General features: G+C 26.6%; 19 protein-coding genes and 1 pseudogene. 8 read left to right on the plus strand and 12 right to left on the minus strand.

Annotated features, from left to right (window positions below; translation table 11 throughout):
* Positions 1-47: 47 nt before the first annotated feature.
* The 7 genes and pseudogenes from rho to OM90_RS09795 all read right to left on the minus strand — a co-directional run bounded on the left by rho (position 48) and on the right by OM90_RS09795 (position 6,243).
* Positions 48-1,397: a transcription termination factor Rho gene (gene rho / locus OM90_RS09765; protein WP_058486702.1), complete on the minus strand. Its 1,350-nt coding sequence runs from the start codon at positions 1,395-1,397 to the stop codon at positions 48-50.
* Positions 1,398-1,417: 20 nt separating this feature from the next.
* Entirely contained in the window at positions 1,418-2,131 is a 714-nt protein-coding gene (locus tag OM90_RS09770) for a LysM peptidoglycan-binding domain-containing protein (protein WP_058486703.1), read from the minus strand.
* Between the two features lie 218 nt (positions 2,132-2,349).
* Positions 2,350-3,186, minus strand: a complete 837-nt coding sequence (locus tag OM90_RS09775; protein ID WP_058486704.1) for a DegV family protein — start codon at positions 3,184-3,186, stop codon at positions 2,350-2,352.
* Positions 3,187-3,310: 124 nt separating this feature from the next.
* Positions 3,311-3,940, minus strand: a pseudogene (locus OM90_RS09780) (putative bifunctional diguanylate cyclase/phosphodiesterase); the annotation flags it as partial.
* Between the two features lie 18 nt (positions 3,941-3,958).
* Complete coding sequence (locus tag OM90_RS09785; protein ID WP_058486706.1) at positions 3,959-5,005, minus strand: diguanylate cyclase domain-containing protein; 1,047 nt, start codon at positions 5,003-5,005, stop codon at positions 3,959-3,961.
* A gap of 125 nt (positions 5,006-5,130) precedes the next feature.
* Positions 5,131-5,643 carry an FMN-binding protein gene (locus tag OM90_RS09790; protein WP_058486707.1) on the minus strand — a complete coding sequence of 171 codons (513 nt, stop codon included), beginning with the start codon at positions 5,641-5,643 and terminating at the stop codon, positions 5,131-5,133.
* A gap of 150 nt (positions 5,644-5,793) precedes the next feature.
* Positions 5,794-6,243 carry a methylglyoxal synthase gene (locus tag OM90_RS09795; protein WP_058486708.1) on the minus strand — a complete coding sequence of 150 codons (450 nt, stop codon included), beginning with the start codon at positions 6,241-6,243 and terminating at the stop codon, positions 5,794-5,796.
* 220 nt (positions 6,244-6,463) lie between these two features.
* Here OM90_RS09795 and OM90_RS09800 point away from each other — a divergent pair, with 220 nt between their 5' ends.
* From OM90_RS09800 to OM90_RS12615, 8 genes are all read left to right on the plus strand, one after another.
* Positions 6,464-7,708, plus strand: a complete 1,245-nt coding sequence (locus OM90_RS09800) for an HlyC/CorC family transporter (RefSeq protein WP_193391935.1) — start codon at positions 6,464-6,466, stop codon at positions 7,706-7,708.
* A gap of 96 nt (positions 7,709-7,804) precedes the next feature.
* A complete protein-coding gene (locus OM90_RS09805) occupies positions 7,805-7,996 on the plus strand; it encodes a ferredoxin (RefSeq protein ID WP_058486709.1) in 192 nt (63 codons plus the stop codon).
* Positions 7,997-8,144: 148 nt separating this feature from the next.
* Positions 8,145-9,002: a L,D-transpeptidase family protein gene (locus OM90_RS09810; protein ID WP_058486710.1), complete on the plus strand. Its 858-nt coding sequence runs from the start codon at positions 8,145-8,147 to the stop codon at positions 9,000-9,002.
* 201 nt (positions 9,003-9,203) lie between these two features.
* A complete protein-coding gene (locus tag OM90_RS09815) occupies positions 9,204-9,425 on the plus strand; it encodes a FeoA family protein (RefSeq protein WP_058486711.1) in 222 nt (73 codons plus the stop codon).
* Between the two features lie 19 nt (positions 9,426-9,444).
* Positions 9,445-11,313, plus strand: coding sequence for a ferrous iron transport protein B (gene feoB, locus OM90_RS09820; RefSeq protein WP_058486712.1), 1,869 nt, complete (start codon positions 9,445-9,447; stop codon positions 11,311-11,313).
* Positions 11,314-11,327: 14 nt separating this feature from the next.
* Positions 11,328-11,486, plus strand: coding sequence for a hypothetical protein (locus OM90_RS13035; protein WP_162838871.1), 159 nt, complete (start codon positions 11,328-11,330; stop codon positions 11,484-11,486).
* A 231-nt stretch (positions 11,487-11,717) separates the two neighbouring features.
* Positions 11,718-12,203, plus strand: a complete 486-nt coding sequence (locus OM90_RS13535) for an accessory gene regulator B family protein (protein WP_242860888.1) — start codon at positions 11,718-11,720, stop codon at positions 12,201-12,203.
* Entirely contained in the window at positions 12,200-12,337 is a 138-nt protein-coding gene (locus OM90_RS12615) for an AgrD family cyclic lactone autoinducer peptide (RefSeq protein WP_144428574.1), read from the plus strand. Before OM90_RS13535 ends, OM90_RS12615 begins: the two co-directional genes overlap by 4 nt.
* On the opposite strand, the gene OM90_RS09830 is transcribed toward OM90_RS12615, so the two are convergent.
* The 5 genes from OM90_RS09830 to pyk form a co-directional block, all read right to left on the minus strand.
* Positions 12,329-13,588 carry a sensor histidine kinase gene (locus OM90_RS09830; protein WP_058486714.1) on the minus strand — a complete coding sequence of 420 codons (1,260 nt, stop codon included), beginning with the start codon at positions 13,586-13,588 and terminating at the stop codon, positions 12,329-12,331. The genes OM90_RS12615 and OM90_RS09830 overlap by 9 nt on opposite strands.
* Positions 13,575-14,333, minus strand: coding sequence for a LytR/AlgR family response regulator transcription factor (locus OM90_RS09835; RefSeq protein WP_058486715.1), 759 nt, complete (start codon positions 14,331-14,333; stop codon positions 13,575-13,577). The genes OM90_RS09830 and OM90_RS09835 overlap by 14 nt, the downstream gene beginning before the upstream one ends.
* Positions 14,334-14,492: 159 nt before the next feature.
* On the minus strand, positions 14,493-14,957 hold the full coding sequence (locus OM90_RS09840) for a ferritin family protein (protein WP_058486716.1): 465 nt from the start codon (positions 14,955-14,957) through the stop codon (positions 14,493-14,495).
* 65 nt (positions 14,958-15,022) lie between these two features.
* Positions 15,023-15,181: a rubredoxin gene (gene rd, locus OM90_RS12300; RefSeq protein ID WP_064505530.1), complete on the minus strand. Its 159-nt coding sequence runs from the start codon at positions 15,179-15,181 to the stop codon at positions 15,023-15,025.
* Between the two features lie 95 nt (positions 15,182-15,276).
* Positions 15,277-17,052, minus strand: a complete 1,776-nt coding sequence (gene pyk / locus OM90_RS09845) for a pyruvate kinase (RefSeq protein WP_058486717.1) — start codon at positions 17,050-17,052, stop codon at positions 15,277-15,279.
* Positions 17,053-17,059: the final 7 nt, after the last annotated feature.

A 17,059-nucleotide genomic window follows, 5' to 3' on the forward strand; every position in this document is an offset into this window, starting at 1 on the left:
GCACCTAAATCATACATGATTTCTCACTATGGTTGTCAATTATTTTTTTATATTTTTTTATCTGTTGCATTTAATTTTACAACGAACCGCTTTTTTTCAATAATATTTATAAATTCTTTGTTATTTTTTGTATGACTAAGGGTGTCCACAATACTTTCTGTTACTTCTAAAGGAGTTAATTTACCCATAGCTTTTCTAATCCTATAAACCACTTCTAATTCATTCTGAGAAAGTAGAAGCTCTTCTTTCCTTGTTCCTGATTTATAAATATCAATAGCTGGGAAAATTCTTTTTTCTGAAAGTCTTCTATCTAAAACTAATTCCATATTACCCGTTCCTTTAAATTCTTCAAATATTACTTCATCCATTTTGCTCCCTGTTTCTACCAAAGCAGTAGCCAATATAGTAAGACTTCCTCCTTCTTTTATATTTCTTGCAGCACCAAAGAATTTTTTAGGCATATGAAGAGCAACTGGGTCTAGTCCTCCTGATAAAGTTCTTCCACTAGGAGGAATTGTAAGATTATATGCTCTTGCCAAACGGGTAATACTATCTAATAAAATAATTAAATCTTTCTTTTGTTCTACTAGTCTTTTAGCTCTTTCTAAGACCATTTCTGCAACTCTTTTGTGATGTTCTGGCTGCTCATCAAATGTTGAATATACTACTTCTACATTTTTACCACTAATAGACTGTTTCATGTCTGTTACTTCTTCTGGTCTTTCATCTATTAAAAGCACAATGAGTCTAGCTTCTGGATAATTTTTAGTTATGGCATTGGCAATCTTTTTTAAAAGAACTGTTTTCCCTGCTTTAGGAGGAGCTACTATCATTCCTCTTTGCCCTTTACCAATTGGTGCTATAAGGTCAATAAGTCTAGTAGATAATTCCAATTGAGTTGATTCTAATTGAAATTTTTCTTTTGGATATATGGGAGTTAAATCTTCAAAATTAGGTCTTTTTGCGGCTATCTCAGGATTATCTCCATTTACTTCTTTTACATATAAAAGAGCACTAAATTTTTCTCCTTCTTTAGGAATACGAATATTCCCTTTAATTAAGTCTCCTGTTTTTAAATTAAACCTTCTTATTTGAGAAGGTGATACATATATATCTTTAGCTCCTGGAAGATAATTTTCAGAGCGTAAAAAGCCATATCCATCTGCTAAAACTTCTAAAACCCCTTCTTCTACTATTCCACTATCTAATTGCTCTATTCCAACAGGGATTTTAGGGTCTTCTATTTTAGACTCTTCTTTAGATTCTTTAGATAAATTATGTTCATTAATTAAATCTATTAATTCTTTTTTCTTATATTTTGTTACGCTTTTTATGCCTAACTTTTTAGCTATTTCTCTTAATTCCACAAGAGTTTTATTATTTAAATCGCTATGCATATTTTACCACCTTTATTGTTTTACAATTTTGGAATTATTAATTTCATACCTTCTTCTAAATCTGTTTCACTTTTTAAATTATTATAATTCATAATAGTTTCATAATACTTTCCTACTCCATAAAATTTTTGGCTTATCTTCCATAAAGTATCGCCTTTTTGAACAGTATAATAAATTATATCTTGTGATAAATTTTCTTCTTGATTTGTTTCTTCTTGAGAAAAATTTTCTTCCTGATTTATTGCTTCTTGGGAGGATTCATCAGATATTTGATTTGATTCTATATAGGACTCTTCAGAGTTTACCGTTAATTTTTCTATTTCTTCTTTAAGCTCCTGATTTTCTAACTTTAGATTTTCATTTTCTTCTTCTAATTTAATAATCTCATTATTTAATTCTTCTATTCTCTGATTAATTTTATCATTTTTTAATATAGAATTAAAGATAATTAATATTATTCCTATAATTATTATAGCTCCTACTCCTAAAATAGTTGCACTTATAATTTTTTCTTTTACTATATATCTTTTATTTTTTCTCCTTCTTGAATTAATAGAATAAAAACTTTCTAACTCTTCTTCTGTCAATTTTTGTTCTTTTTTAAGAGGATTAGTACTTTCTAGGATAACTTTTAACTCTTCTTGTTTTCTTCTTTCTTCTTCTTCTTCAAAATAATCTTTTTCTTCAAAATAATCTTTTTCTTCTTCATTATTAACCAAAGTTTTATTATCCATAAAATACATCTCCTTATTTATTTCGACATATAATATATAGTAAAATATACCATTATTTATACATAATGTCCACTATAAAAACAAATTCATAATTATATTATAATTTAAAATATATTTTTTATTAAGAGCTTTTTATAATTTAATCCTCTTAAAATATAAAATCTTTTTAATATACAACAATAAGGGCGAATTATTCGCCCTTTTTATTAAAAATATATTTAAAATGCTATCACAAGTCCTCCTTCATCAGCATAAGTAGAGCTTAATCCTCCCATCTCTACTATAATTATATCCTTAAATTTATATCTTTTTAATATTTCTTCTTTGAATTTTAAAGCTCTATCTAAACAATTACAGTGTGCTATACCTAATACCTTTTCTTCTAAATTTTTTCCTTCTTCTCCTATAATATCTATAAATTTATTAAAAGCTTTTTTATATCCTCTAACCTTTTGAACTAATCTAATAGTACCTTCATCTGTTGAACCCATAATAGGTTTTATAGATAATACAGATGCTATTTTGGCTATAATAGGATTAAGTCGTCCTGCTTTGGCTAAATGCTCTAAATTTTCTAATAGAAAAAAAGTTTTCATTTCTTTAATATATTTATTAACTTTTTTTATAATTTCTGCTTCTTCTATATTTATTTTTGCAAGTTCATGAATTCTTAAACTAACAAGTGTTTCTCCAATTGAAGCGCTAAATGAATCAAAAACATGAATAAATTTATCCCCTACTTCATCTAAAAACATATTTTTTGCTAATATAGCACTATTATATGTGCCACTTAAAGCAGATGATAAAGTAACAACAAATATATTATCATTTCCTTCATATCTTTTCATAAATTCCTCTGGCGAAGGACATGCACTTTTTGGAGGATTTTTGCATTTTTTCATATCTTTTATATAAGCTTTAACATCTAATTTTTCATCATCTACATACTTTTTGTCTTCTAATTGAAGAGTTAAAGGAGCAATTTCAATATTCATTTCTTCCTTCATTTCTTTCGTTAAATCACAACTACTATCAGCAATAATTTTTATCCCCATTTCAAGCCTCCTGTATTTATTATAATATTATAATATTAATATAGTTATTCTAATTATGCAAGTATACTCATTTTATAAAATTATTATGTACATGATAAAGTTTTTAATACTTCTTATTATAATTTTAATATCTATTATTTAAAAATTTTTCTACTTCCTCAGCCGGTACTGGCTTACTCCAATAATATCCTTGTCCTATATCACATTTAAGTTTTAATAATTCTTCTAGTTGATCTTTATTTTCTATCCCTTCTGCAATTGTTTTTAAATTTAAACTATGAGCCATAGAAATAATAGCATTTACAATAGCCTTATCATCTTCATCTTTAGTAATATCTCTAATAAATGATAAATCTATCTTTAAATAATTTAGCGGAAATTTTTTAAGATAGCTAAGTGAAGAATACCCTGTCCCAAAGTCATCTATAGAAATCGAAAAACCTAAATCTTTCATATTTCTTAAAATTTCATAACTCGAACTAATATCTTCCATAAAAGTGGACTCTGTAATTTCAAATGTAAGCATTTCTGCATTTAAATCATAATCTAAAATAATTCTCATAATTTCTTGAAATAAGCTTTTATCTCTAAATTGAACTGGAGAAAGATTAATAGCAACTGGAACTGTTAAAAATCCTTTATTAATCCATTCTCTAATTTGTTTACATACTATTTTTATAACTTGAATCCCTACTTCTTTTATTAATCCAGTTTCTTCTAAGATAGGTATGAATAAATTTGGAGATATCATTCCTTGTTTTTCGTCATATAATCATATTAATGCTTCAAATCCTTGCAACCTTTTATCTGCCAAATTAAAATAAGGTTGATAAAATACAGTAAATTTATTTTGTTTAAAAGCTTTTAATAACTTATTTTCCATAATTAGAAAATTTTTAGCATCTAAATTCATATGCTTCCCATAAAACATGTATTTAAAAGAAGGATTTCTTTTTGCTTGGGATAAAGCTATTTCTGCATTAGATAAAAGCTGTTTCATATTCATACCATCATTGGGGTAAATAGAGATCCCTATAGACATAGCTAATATAACTTCTTGTTTTTCAATTTTAATAGGTTTTTCCGTTGATTTTAAAATTTTCTCTATATAAATAAATATATCTTCTAACTTTTTAATATCTTTTAATATAATGCCAAATTCATCTCCACCAATACGACTTACTATATTTTCTTCCCCTACTATTTTACATAAACGATTTCCTATAACCTTAAGAACCATATCACCAAATTCTGTACCAAAAGTTTCATTAACAAAAATAAATTTTTTTATATCTATAATAACTAAAGCTAATATCTTTTTTTCTAATTCTGCACTATCTATTTCTTGAGTTATTTTTCTACAAAACTGCGTTCTATTGGGAAGACCTGTCATAATATCATAATGATATAAATAGTTTAACTTATCCTCTAATTTTTTATTCTCTGTAATATCTTTTCCAGTAGAAACAAAATATATAATTTCTCCATTTTCATCTCTTATAGGAGAAATACTTTGATCTAGATAAAATATCTCTCCGTCTTTTTTTCTATTCAAAATAATATTTCTATAGGGTTGTCCACTCGAAATAGTATCCCATAAAACTTTATAAAATTCCTTATTATATTTGTCTGATTTCCAAATAGCAGGGGTTTTCCCTAAAATCTCATCTGTTTTGTATCCTGTTATTCTTTCCACAGATTCATTAGCATATTCAATTATTCCATTTTTATTAGTTATTAAAAACCAATCTACTGCTTGACCTACTGCCATCATAAACTTTTTTATATCTGATGTTATTTTGTTTGTAAAATGACTCATATTTCCCCTCCGTCATGTTAATAAAACAAATAAAACAAATTATATATTATGATTTTAACATGACTTAGATAAAAAACAAACTTTTTTTGTTTTTTATCTATAAAAAATGTGTACCAAAGGTACACTTATTGCGATGCTTTTTCTAAGGCTCTCCTAACTGCTTCTTTCCAATTAGCTGTACTCACAGTTGCTCCTGAAATTGTATCTACATCATAAGTTTGTTCTCTAATCATTTCATTAGCCATATCGATACGATATTGTTTTAAATTAGGATATGTTTTTCCGTCTATTTCTTCTCCTGTCCATTCATCATAATTAACTTCATTCCCTGAACTATCTAATCTTCTTAAAGTAACTTCTACTATTTTTCCTCCTGATATAGTGACAGTTGCATCTTCACTCCCATATTCCCAAGGATCTCCAGTAGCTGTATATGTTCCATCTTCCCAAGGACCCATTGTTTGAGGTTCTTCCACCGTATCCATATTATCTTCATCATCATTATCAGATATAGTACTCCCCTCATTCTGAGTAACATTATCATTTTCTTGATTGCTTTCTTCATTATTATTAGCACATCCAAATAAAGATAATTTCATTATTATTATAGCTATTATAAAACTTATATATTTTTTCATACTATCTTCCTTTCCTATGACTTTTATATATTTATTTTAATCAAATATTAGTATTTTATTCTTCAATATAAATTGTATTTTTTTAACAATATAAAAAATCATCAAAATCTCTAATACTTATTTTAAATTAGGATTTTGATGATTTTCCATTTATAATTCTAAACGTTGTTTATAATCAATTATCAATCTTTCATACTCTTTATTCATCAAACTAGAAGTTAATAAAAAATCAGCTGTTGCTCTATTATTAGCTACTGGAATATCATATAATACAGCAATTCTTAAAAGAGCTTTTACATCTGGGTCATGAGGTTGTGCAGATAATGGATCCCAATAAAAAATCATAAAATCTATTTCTCCCTCTACAATTCTAGCTCCTATTTGTTGGTCTCCTCCTAAAGGCCCACTATTAAATGTAATAACAGAAAGTCCTGTTTCTTTTTCCACCATACTTCCAGTGGTTCCTGTTCCATATAAAATATGTTTACTTAACATTTCTTTATTTTCCTTAACCCAATGTAATAAATCCACTTTTCTATTGTCATGGGCAATCAATGCTATCTTTTTTCGTTTATCCATTTTTATTCTTTTATCAGCCATATTTTCAACTCCTTTAATTTATTTAGTATAATATTATTGCTATATTAATCATTTTACATATAAATCTATTAATATAGCAACAAAATTCTTAAAATTTATTGATTTAAATTTTCTGCAATGTACAAAATTATAAAAGACTATGAAAAATAAATTTTTTATGGTATAATTTATCAAGTAATTTATTTTATAATATATAAAATTTTTAGGAGTGTGATTTATTTTGGAACCTGGTGAGATGTGGCAGGTTTTTGCTCTGCTGATTCTTTTATTCTTTTCTGGCTTTTTTTCTGCTTCTGAAACTGCCTTAACTTCTTTAAGCAAAATAAGATTAAGACATATGATGGAGGAAAAAATTAAAGGAGCAGATACTATTAATAATTTAATAGAAAACCCCAGTAAACTATTAGGTTCTATTTTAGTAGGAAATAATATCGTTAATATTGGAGCTTCTGCCCTAGCAACTTCTCTAGCTATGAGCATTTGGGGAAATGCAGGGGTAGGTATAGCTACAGGAATTATGACTATTCTTGTTTTAATTTTTGGAGAAATAACTCCAAAATCGCTTGCAGTACAGAATGCTGAAAAAATAGCTTTAAAAATATCTAAAATAATAAAAACTATAACTATTATTTTAGGTCCTATAGTCAATATTCTTATGCATATTACTAACTTCATAATTAGATTATTGGGCGGAAATCCTGAAAAACAAACTCATTTTATAACAGAAGAAGAACTAAAAACAATAGTAGATGTAAGCCATGAAGAAGGGGTTTTAGAAGGCGAAGAAAAGAAAATGATTTATAATGTTTTTGAATTTGGTGAATCCCAGGCTAAAGATGTAATGACTCCAAGAACTGATATGGTCGCTATTGATGTTAATTCTTCTTATGATCAAATTATTTCTTTGTTTAAAAAAGAACATTTTTCAAGAATGCCTGTATATGAAGATAATACTGATAATATAATTGGTATTTTATATATTAAAGATTTGTTTTTCTTTGATGGTAATAAAGAAAAATTTAATTTAAAAGAAATACTTAGAGAACCTTTTTTTACTTATGAATTTAAAGGAATAGCTGAATTATTTACAGAAATGAGAAATAATAGAATTCCTATGGCCATTGTTTTAGATGAATATGGAGGAACAGCAGGAATAGTGACAATGGAAGATTTAGTAGAAGAAATAGTAGGCGATATAGAAGATGAATATGATGATGAAGATGAGGAAATAGAACGAATTAATGAAAATGAATTTATTGTTGATGGAAGTGCAAGAATTGACTTAATTAATAAAATACTAAATATTAATATAGAATCTGAAGATTTTGATTCAATAGGTGGTTTCGTAATAGGAAGACTTGGACGGTTTCCTGAAAAAGGTGAAACTGTAGAATATACGAATATAAAATTTATTGTAGAAAGTACTGATAAAAATAGAATTGAAAAATTAAGAATTTTAACTTAAATATAAAAAATATTTTTTATTATAAGTTTTTGCATATATTTTTCTCTATTAGGAAATACTTAAAATGATTAAGTATTTTTAAGGAGGAAAATAAAAATGATTGCAAAAATTGACAGAGATGGATGTATTGCTTGTGGAACTTGCCCTTCAGTATGTCCTGAAGTATTTCGTATGGCTGATGATGGTTTAGCTGAAGTTTATGTGGACAAAGTTCCTGAAAATGCAAAAGACTCAGCAATAGAAGCAATGGAAGAATGTCCTGTTTCTGTTATTACTGTAGAAGAATAAAGATGGATTTTTCCATCTTTATTTTTTTATTTCATACTTAAAGTTTCATTTCTAAACCTCTTATTCTTATTTATTTTGTTCTATAAAAATCCCTAATAAAATAAAATATAAAAGATATAATAAAAAGTCATTAGGGAGGAAAAATATTTTGCGAAAATTAATCTTTAGTATAATCTTTATATTTTTAATCTTATTTATCACCATCCCTAATAATCCTAATATAGCAAGAAAAGAAACTTTTGAAGATACTCCTTTAGTATGCATTTTATCCTCTAAAACAATAGACGTAGGAAATTTCCCTTATTTAAATGTTAAAGGTGGTCTTAAATATACAAGACCCCTATCCCTATGGCAAACTGGAGAAGATGTAATGCAAATAAAAAAATCTCTCAAAAAAATAGGATATAATATTAGAACAACCTCCTACATATTTGATCAAAATATGAAAGATGTAATTTTAAAATTTCAATACGACCAAGGAATAAAAGTAGATGGTGTTATAGGACAAGAAACTATTAATACAATAAATAAAATATTAATAGAAAATGGAATGACTCCTCCTATTATACAAACAATAGTGTCTAACCCCCCTACTAATGGTTACTGGATTACAATTAATAAATCTTCTAACACCTTAACACTTTTAAAAGGTAATCAAATAATAGAAAAATTTCCTGTAGCAACAGGTAAAAATCCCAAACTTACTCCAGAAGGAAAATTAATAATTCAAAATAAAATCATAAATCCTGCTTGGAAAAATATTGAAGGAGGAGTTCCTCAAAATCCTTTAGGATATCGATGGATGGGACTTAATATAGATGATGGATATCTCTATGGAATTCATGGAACAAATAATGAAGGAAGCATTGGATATTTTGTTTCAAATGGCTGTATAAGAATGAAAAATTCCGATGTGGAAAAAATATTTAATATTGTAAAACAAGGGACCCCCGTATGGATTGGAACTCAAGAAAAACTTGCTAACTGGGGATATGTAATCAAGTAAAAAATCTTTTTTAAAATAAAAGTTTTATACTAAACTTATTTTCTAAACTAAATATATTTTTTAATTATTTCTTTTTATGTATTAATTTGTTTTTAATTCAATATTATTATATTGACAATTATTATCATTGATAATATACTACAATCGAACAAGGTTTTTATTTTCAATTGATAATAATTATTATTACAAGGAGGAACCCTTATGTGTCTATCCAATGCCCGTCCTGGTCAATTTATAGAAATTATATCTATCCCGGACCCTGATGTTAAAGCTCAAGCTATTCGTTTTGGTATTTATGAAGGTGCTAAGGTCAAATGTTCTGAGGTTATTAATTCAGGGCCTGTTATTTTACAAAATCGTATGCAAGAAATCGCAGTTGGACATAATTTAGCAAAAAAAATCAAAATTAAACTAGTTTCTTAATCATTATAGGAGGATTACTATGAGCTCTGATCACTCAACTAACATGCCATTTGACCTAAAAAGTCATTCAGATAAAATTAAATTAGTTTTAGTCGGAAACCCTAATGTTGGTAAATCTGTATTTTTCAATGCTTTAACAGGTATATATGTAGATGTATCTAATTTTCCAGGTACAACAGTAGATATAAGTCATGGAATATATAATGAATATATAGTTTTTGATACTCCTGGAGTATATGGGGTGTCATCTTTTAATGATGAAGAAAGAGTAGCTAGAGATGTAATACTTAGTGGAGATATTATTTTAAACGTAGTAGATGCTGTACATATGGAAAGAGATTTATTCCTTACTCAGCAATTAATAGATATGGGTAAAAAAGTAATCGTAGCTCTTAATATGATGGATGATGTAAAACGAAATGGTCTTAAAATAGATATAGAAAAATTATCCGAAATGCTAGGAGTTCCTATTATACCAACTGTAGCAGTACATAAGATAGGTTTAGATGAAGTAAAAAATAAAATAAATACTGCTTGCACAGGTAATCCTATTAGTGGAATTCGGGAAAAACTAAAGGAAGTGATGCCTTTGGTATCAAATCCTTCTGAAGCCTTACTTGTACTAGAAGAAGATGAAAATATAATAGCAAGAAATAATATACAAAAAGATTATAATCTTAGGGAAAAAATTTATCATCAAAGACGTGAAAGAGTTAATGAAATAGTAGATAAAGTAGTAACTCAAACAAGCCAAGGAGCTTCTTTTAAAACTCGTTTAAGTCAAATGATGTTAAAACCCCTTACTGGTATTCCTATATTAATATTCACCCTTTTTATTATGTATGAATTTTTAGGAGTTTTCATAGCTCAGACTGTTGTAGGTTTTACAGAAGAAATTATTATGGGAACTTATTATAATAATTTTATAGTTAGTATATTTGAACCCTTGTTAAAAGGGCATAATTTCTTAGAAAAATTCTTAATAGGAGAATTTGGAATTTTAACTATGGTTCCTATTTATATCTTAGGACTTCTTTTACCTTTAGTTATAGGATTTTATTTTCTGCTATCTATATTAGAAGATTCTGGATATCTTCCTCGAATTGCAACTTTAGTAGATAAATCCTTAACTAAATTAGGTTTAAACGGAAGAGCTATTATTCCTATTATCTTAGGTTTTGGATGCGTCACTATGGCAACCATTACAACCAGACTTTTAGGATCTAAAAGAGAAAGATTTATAGCGACTATGCTTTTAGGACTAGCCATTCCCTGTTCTGCTCAATTAGGAGTAATTGTAGGTATGACCAGCTCTATTGGAATTTCTTATTTCTTAGTTTATGTTTTAACCATAGTTTTAGTATTCATTATTACAGGAACTATTTTAAATAAAATTTTACCTGGAGAATCTACGGACTTACTTATTGATATCCCTCCTCTTAGAATACCAAGAATAAAAAATATTTTATCTAAAACTTACACTAAAACTATAATGTTTTTAAAAGAGGCTTCTCCTCTTTTTGTAATAGGAGCTGTACTTATAACTTTTATGGAGCATTTTAATATATTAGTAGGAATTCAAAATATTATAGCACCATTAACAGAAGGATTTTTACAATTGCCAAAAGAAGTAGCAACAGCCTTTATAATGGGTATTATTAGAAGGGATTTTGGAGCTGCTGGACTTTTTAGTTTAGCAGAACAAGGACTGCTAAATGATGCACAAATTTTAGTTTCTTTAGTTGTAATCACCCTTTTTGTTCCATGTATAGCTGCCATATTAGTTATATTTAAAGAAAGAGATTGGAAAGAATCAGCTCTTATTTGGTTTGGAAGTATATTTATATCATTTTTAGTTGGAGGTATTTTATCGTTTATTCTAATATAGTTAGGGGTGAGTTTATGAAATGCCCTACTTGTGGAAATGAAGTAGATATTAAAATAAATTCTCGTTGTCCTAGGTGCAATACTATAGTTAATTATCCATATAAAAAATGTGAAGATTGTAAAGGTTGTTCTTTTTTCAAAAAATGTCCTAAAGATAATTTAAAATCAAAATAAATAATTGTATTTTTTAATAACCATCTTGAAAAATAGATGGTATTTTTTATTACATTTCACTACAATTTTATTACATTTTTAACATTAATGTATTTTTTTATGTTATAATTGTATCATCTTAAAGATATATTTTAAAAAAGGTTTGGTGAATCTGCTTTGCAATATTTAATTAATTTAATATCATTTAAAGTTTATAGGGAAAAATTAATATCTCATAGTGATATTCGTAAAATGAGATATGCTATGACAGTTATTGCCCATGAATTTACCAAAACATTTCTTCTTTTCATTATTTTTTCTTTACTTGGTTATTTTAAATTGTTTTTATTTTCATTTTGTGTCTTAATATTTATACGACCTTTTTCAGGGGGCTTACATTTTAAAAGTCCTTCTGTTTGCTTTTTAGTATCCTTGATTTTCTTTCTGATGACAGTTATTATACTACCCCATATTTTTATACCAAACTTTTTTATTTCCTTGATAATAGGAGGTATAAGTATATTATTAATCTTCTTAAATTCTCCAAAACCATCGCCCCTACGTCCTATTATCAATCCAAAAAGAAGACAAAATTTTAAATATGTATCTACCGTATTTTCTTTGATTTTGCTAATTATTTTACTTACATTTATACATAATTCCACATTTTTAGCTTGTGGAATATATACTTTGTTTCTTCAATCTTTACAATTATTAGGGAAGGGGGATGTATTATGATAAAGAGAAAAATCTTAACACCTGTTCTACTTTCTCTTGCAAATTTCTTTGTACTCGCTGCTTACACAACTAAATTGTATGTTTGCTTCTACATGTGGGGAGAACCTAAATGCCCAAAAGATTTATTAAAATAATATCTTAAAGGCTATATATGGATTTTCTAAGGAAAGCTCTATGGTTCCATTATATTTATCAACTATGGTCTTAACATTATATAGACCATAACCATAGTGCTTTCCTTCCTTAGTGGAAAAACCCTTTTTAAAAATAGAATTAAGATATTTAGCTGGAATAGGTTTCCCCGTATTTTTCACCTCGATTAAGTTTTGATTACCCAAAGTTCCTAGAGTTACTATAACCTCTTTAGGAACTTTTTCTAAATCTTCTACTGCTTCTATAGCATTATCTAATAAATTTCCTAAAACTTCTACTAACTCATATTTTTCTAACTTATATTCTGGTATTTTATTTACTATATTAAGTTTAAAATCAATTTTTTTATCTTCAGCCAAAATTTTTTTACTATAAATAATAGCACTTAAAACAGGGTCACTAATATTTAAAATTTTATCTAATTTTTTGAAATCTTTAATTAATCCTTGTAAATATTTATTTATTTCTTCCATAGCTTTTTCTGAATTTTCTATTTCTGTAATACCATAAATAGAATTTAAATGATTAGAATAATCATGTTGTTTTCTCCTAGTTTCTTCCATGAGTTTTTTTACATAAGGTATATATTTTTCATTAACAAAAATCTGTTCCTCTTGTGTTCTTAATATAATAGTTTGATAAAAAATATAAACATTTATGGATATCCATAGAAATAATCCTATTAATTTTATAGGATTATTATTAAACTCCACATTATTATTCATATACCAAATATATAAAAAACCCATAATTAAAGAAATACTATTTAAAAATATTATACCTAAAATTCTATATTCTTTATTTAATATTTTTTTTATATTATTTACAATTCTGTACTTTTTTATTATAATACAGCATATAATTATAATACTATTAATAAATAATCCATTAATAAATGTATAATAACTATCTTTTAAAAATATTATTAAAATATATGTAACGATCATTTGAATTCCCATGACAACTCCAAAAGCTATAAGAAATATAAAAAACATCTTTTTAAAAGGAACTTTAAATAATTTATTTCCTAAAATAAATGTTACAAAATATATTATTATAAAACTATTAGATAATTCATATCGATTTAATATAAACACTAAAAAAGATATTATAAAAATCAATATTAATTTTTTTAAAAAATTTTTATTAAATTTTTCATTTAAACTTTCACATATTGTTAAAAAACCTATTATTTCCATTATAGATAGTATAATTGCTTCATACAACTTCATTATTGTTCACCTCTTTTCTATCTATAACATTTATAAATTTATTTTTATATTTATTACTTATATAAGCTGGGATTTTATAATTGTAAAAATATACAGTCCAAGCATTTCGACCCTTTTTTTTAATCTCTTTTATGTACTCAACATTAATAATATAAGACTTATGAGTTTGCATAAATAAATCTTTTGATAGCATATTTAAAACTTTTTTCATACTTAAATTATTTATTTCATAAACTTCATTTTGAGTATGTATTAAACAATTTCGGCCTTGGGATTCTATAAATATTATTTCATCTTCATAAATTGATAAAATAAAACTTTTTAATTTAAATTTTATCTTTTTTCTTTCTGTCTTATTATTTTTTACTTCTTTTTTTATAGCTCTTATTAATTTTTCAGTTACTTCTAATATATCTTTTTTTTCATAGGGTTTTTCTATAAAATCATAACAATGAATTTTTTTAAAAGCTTTTAATTGAAAATATACATGACTAGTAATAAAAACTATATAACTAAATTCATATCTATCAATTTGTCTAATTTTTTCTGCAAGTTCTATTCCAGAAATATCTGGAAGTTCTATATCTAAAAAAAATAAATCAATATCCTGATTTCTTAATATTTCTATAGCTTTTTTCCCAGTTTCTGCTTCATATATATTTATTTCATAAGTAATTTCTTTTAAAATATTTATTACTCTTTTCCTTTCATGGAAGTTATCTTCTACTAATAAAATTTGTATCATAAAATTCCTCCATGACAAATAGTTGTATTTTATATCATTATTTTACCATCAATTCAATATAAATACAAGTTTTTTCAAAAAAATAGTATTTTAATTATAAAAATACCATATAAGATAGTAAATAGAATTCACTATCTTATATGGTATTCATATATTATTTTAATTTATTTTTTCCTTATATGTCTTTAATTTATTATAATGACCTTCTTCTTCTTTTATTAAATTTTGTAAAACTTCTTTTGCTTTGGATTTTGCATGTTCTAAAAGACTTTTGTAATATTCTATAGTAATTTTTTCTGTATTAATACCCATATCAATAGCTTCTTCTAAAGAATTTGGTATTTCTTCTCTCCCATCAAACCCTTTAGTCTTTGCATAACTTTTAAAAAATAAATCCACAGTTTCTTCAAAGAGATAGTCTTCTTTATTATCTGTATTAATATCATCGTACCATTTAGTAAATATTTTTTTATGTTTTACTTCATCTTCTGCTAAAGAAAGAAGTCCTTCTTTAATTTCCCCTTTAGCTTTTTCTGCTAATTTTTTATAAAACTTTTCTCCTTCTTCTTCCATACTAATTGCAAATTTTAATATTTCTTTAGCATCATATTTAGGCTCTCCCATAATATCACTCCTATCTTATTTAATAATAAATATTTTAAAGGGCAGTCAATGGACTGCCCTAAATATTATTGTTCTTCAAATTGGTCTTTACCTACCCCACAAAGAGGACAAACCCAATCATCTGGAATATCTTCAAATGCTGTTCCTGCTGCTATTCCGTTATCTGGGTCTCCTTCTGCTGGGTCATATACATATCCACATACTAAACATACCCATTTACTCATATTAATTTCTCCTTTCATATTCATATATATGTATAATACTATACATATCTCTTATAAATACAATATCATTTTATTTGAATTTTGTCAAATGTCTATTACTTAATAATTATTTTCTTCTTTTCTGGTACTCCATTATATACTAATCCTTTTTTACTATCTACTGTTATTATAGTACCATTCCTAATTAAATCTACTGCATTGCTACATCCTATTATAACTGGAATATCTAAAGCTCTACCAACAATAGCTGCATGATTATTCTCTCCCTCTTCTCCATTTTCGACTATAATAGCTGAGGCTTTTTTCATATAGGGGAGAAACTCATTATCAGTATTATAAGTAACTAATATATTCCCTTTTTTAAAATATTTTTCAGCTTCATCTACTACTTTAATTACACTAGCAGTACCTGATACAGTTTGTTGTCCTATACCTTTTCCCTTTACTAATACATTTCCTACAATATGTACTTTTAAAATATTTGTGGTTCCAGATATCCCTACAGGAACTCCTGCTGTAATTACTATTATATCTCCTTTCTTAGCTATCCCAGTTTCAACTGATTTTTGTATAGCTTGAGCAAAAATCTCATCCGTTGTAGATTTTATATTTGTTTTTACTGGTACACATCCCCAAACTAAACTTAATTTTCTCCATACTTGTTCATCTGGAGTACATCCTAATATAGGAGAAGATGGGCGAAATTTAGATACCATTTTTGCTGTACTGCCTGATCTAGTTACAGTTACAATACATGCTGCATTTAACTGTGTTGCAGTTGTACACGTAGCATGACTTATAGCATTAGTTATATTAGTTTGAATAGAATTTTGAACTTCACTCATATTTTTCATATAATCAATAGAATTTTCTGTTCTTTCAGCAATAGTAGCCATTGTTTTTACACTTTCTATAGGATATGACCCCTTTGCTGTTTCTCCAGAAAGCATTATAGCATCTGTCCCGTCAAAGATTGCATTAGCGACATCATTAGCTTCAGCTCTTGTAGGTCTTGGATTTCTAACCATGGAATCTAGCATCTGTGTAGCTGTTATTACAGGCTTCCCTTTTTGATTAGCTTTTTTAATTAGCATTTTTTGTATAAGAGGGACTTCTTCTGTTGGAATTTCAACTCCTAAATCTCCTCTTGCTACCATTATTCCATCAGACACTTCTAAAATTTCATCTATATTATTTACTCCATCTCTATTTTCTATCTTGGCAATAATATCTATATTACTTCCATCATTTTCTTCCAATATTTTTCTGATTTTAATAATATCATTGGCTGAACGAATAAAAGAAGCTGCTATGTAGTCAAATCCCATTTTTATGCCAAATTTAATGTCTTCTATATCCTTTTCTGTTAAAGAAGGAAGATTTACATATACATCTGGAATATTAACTCCTTTTTTAGAACTTAAAGGTCCACCATTTATTACTTCACATTCAACTTCTGTATCTGTTAAATTTTTCACTCTAAGTTCTATTAGACCATCATCTAAAAGTACCCTGCTTCCCCTATTAAGATCAAAAGGAAGATTCTTATATGTTACACTTACTCTTTTTTCATCTCCTTGTACGTCTTCTGTTGTAAGCACAAAGGTTTGTCCTTGTTTTAAAAAGATTTGTTCTTTACTAAAATCTTTAATGCGAATTTCAGGTCCTTTTGTGTCTAACATTAAAGCTATAGGAATCCCTAACTCTTCTCTAGCTTGGATAAGATTTTTAATAATCTTTCCATGGGATTCATAGGTTCCATGGGAAAAGTTAATTCTAGCTGCATTCATGCCATATTTAATTAATTCTTTTATAGTTTTTATATCTCCAGACGCTGGTCCTAATGTACATACAATCTTTGTCTTTCTCATTTTTACT

This window comes from Defluviitalea phaphyphila, from assembly GCF_001466305.1.
GTDB lineage: Bacteria > Bacillota > Clostridia > Lachnospirales > Defluviitaleaceae > Defluviitalea_A > Defluviitalea_A phaphyphila.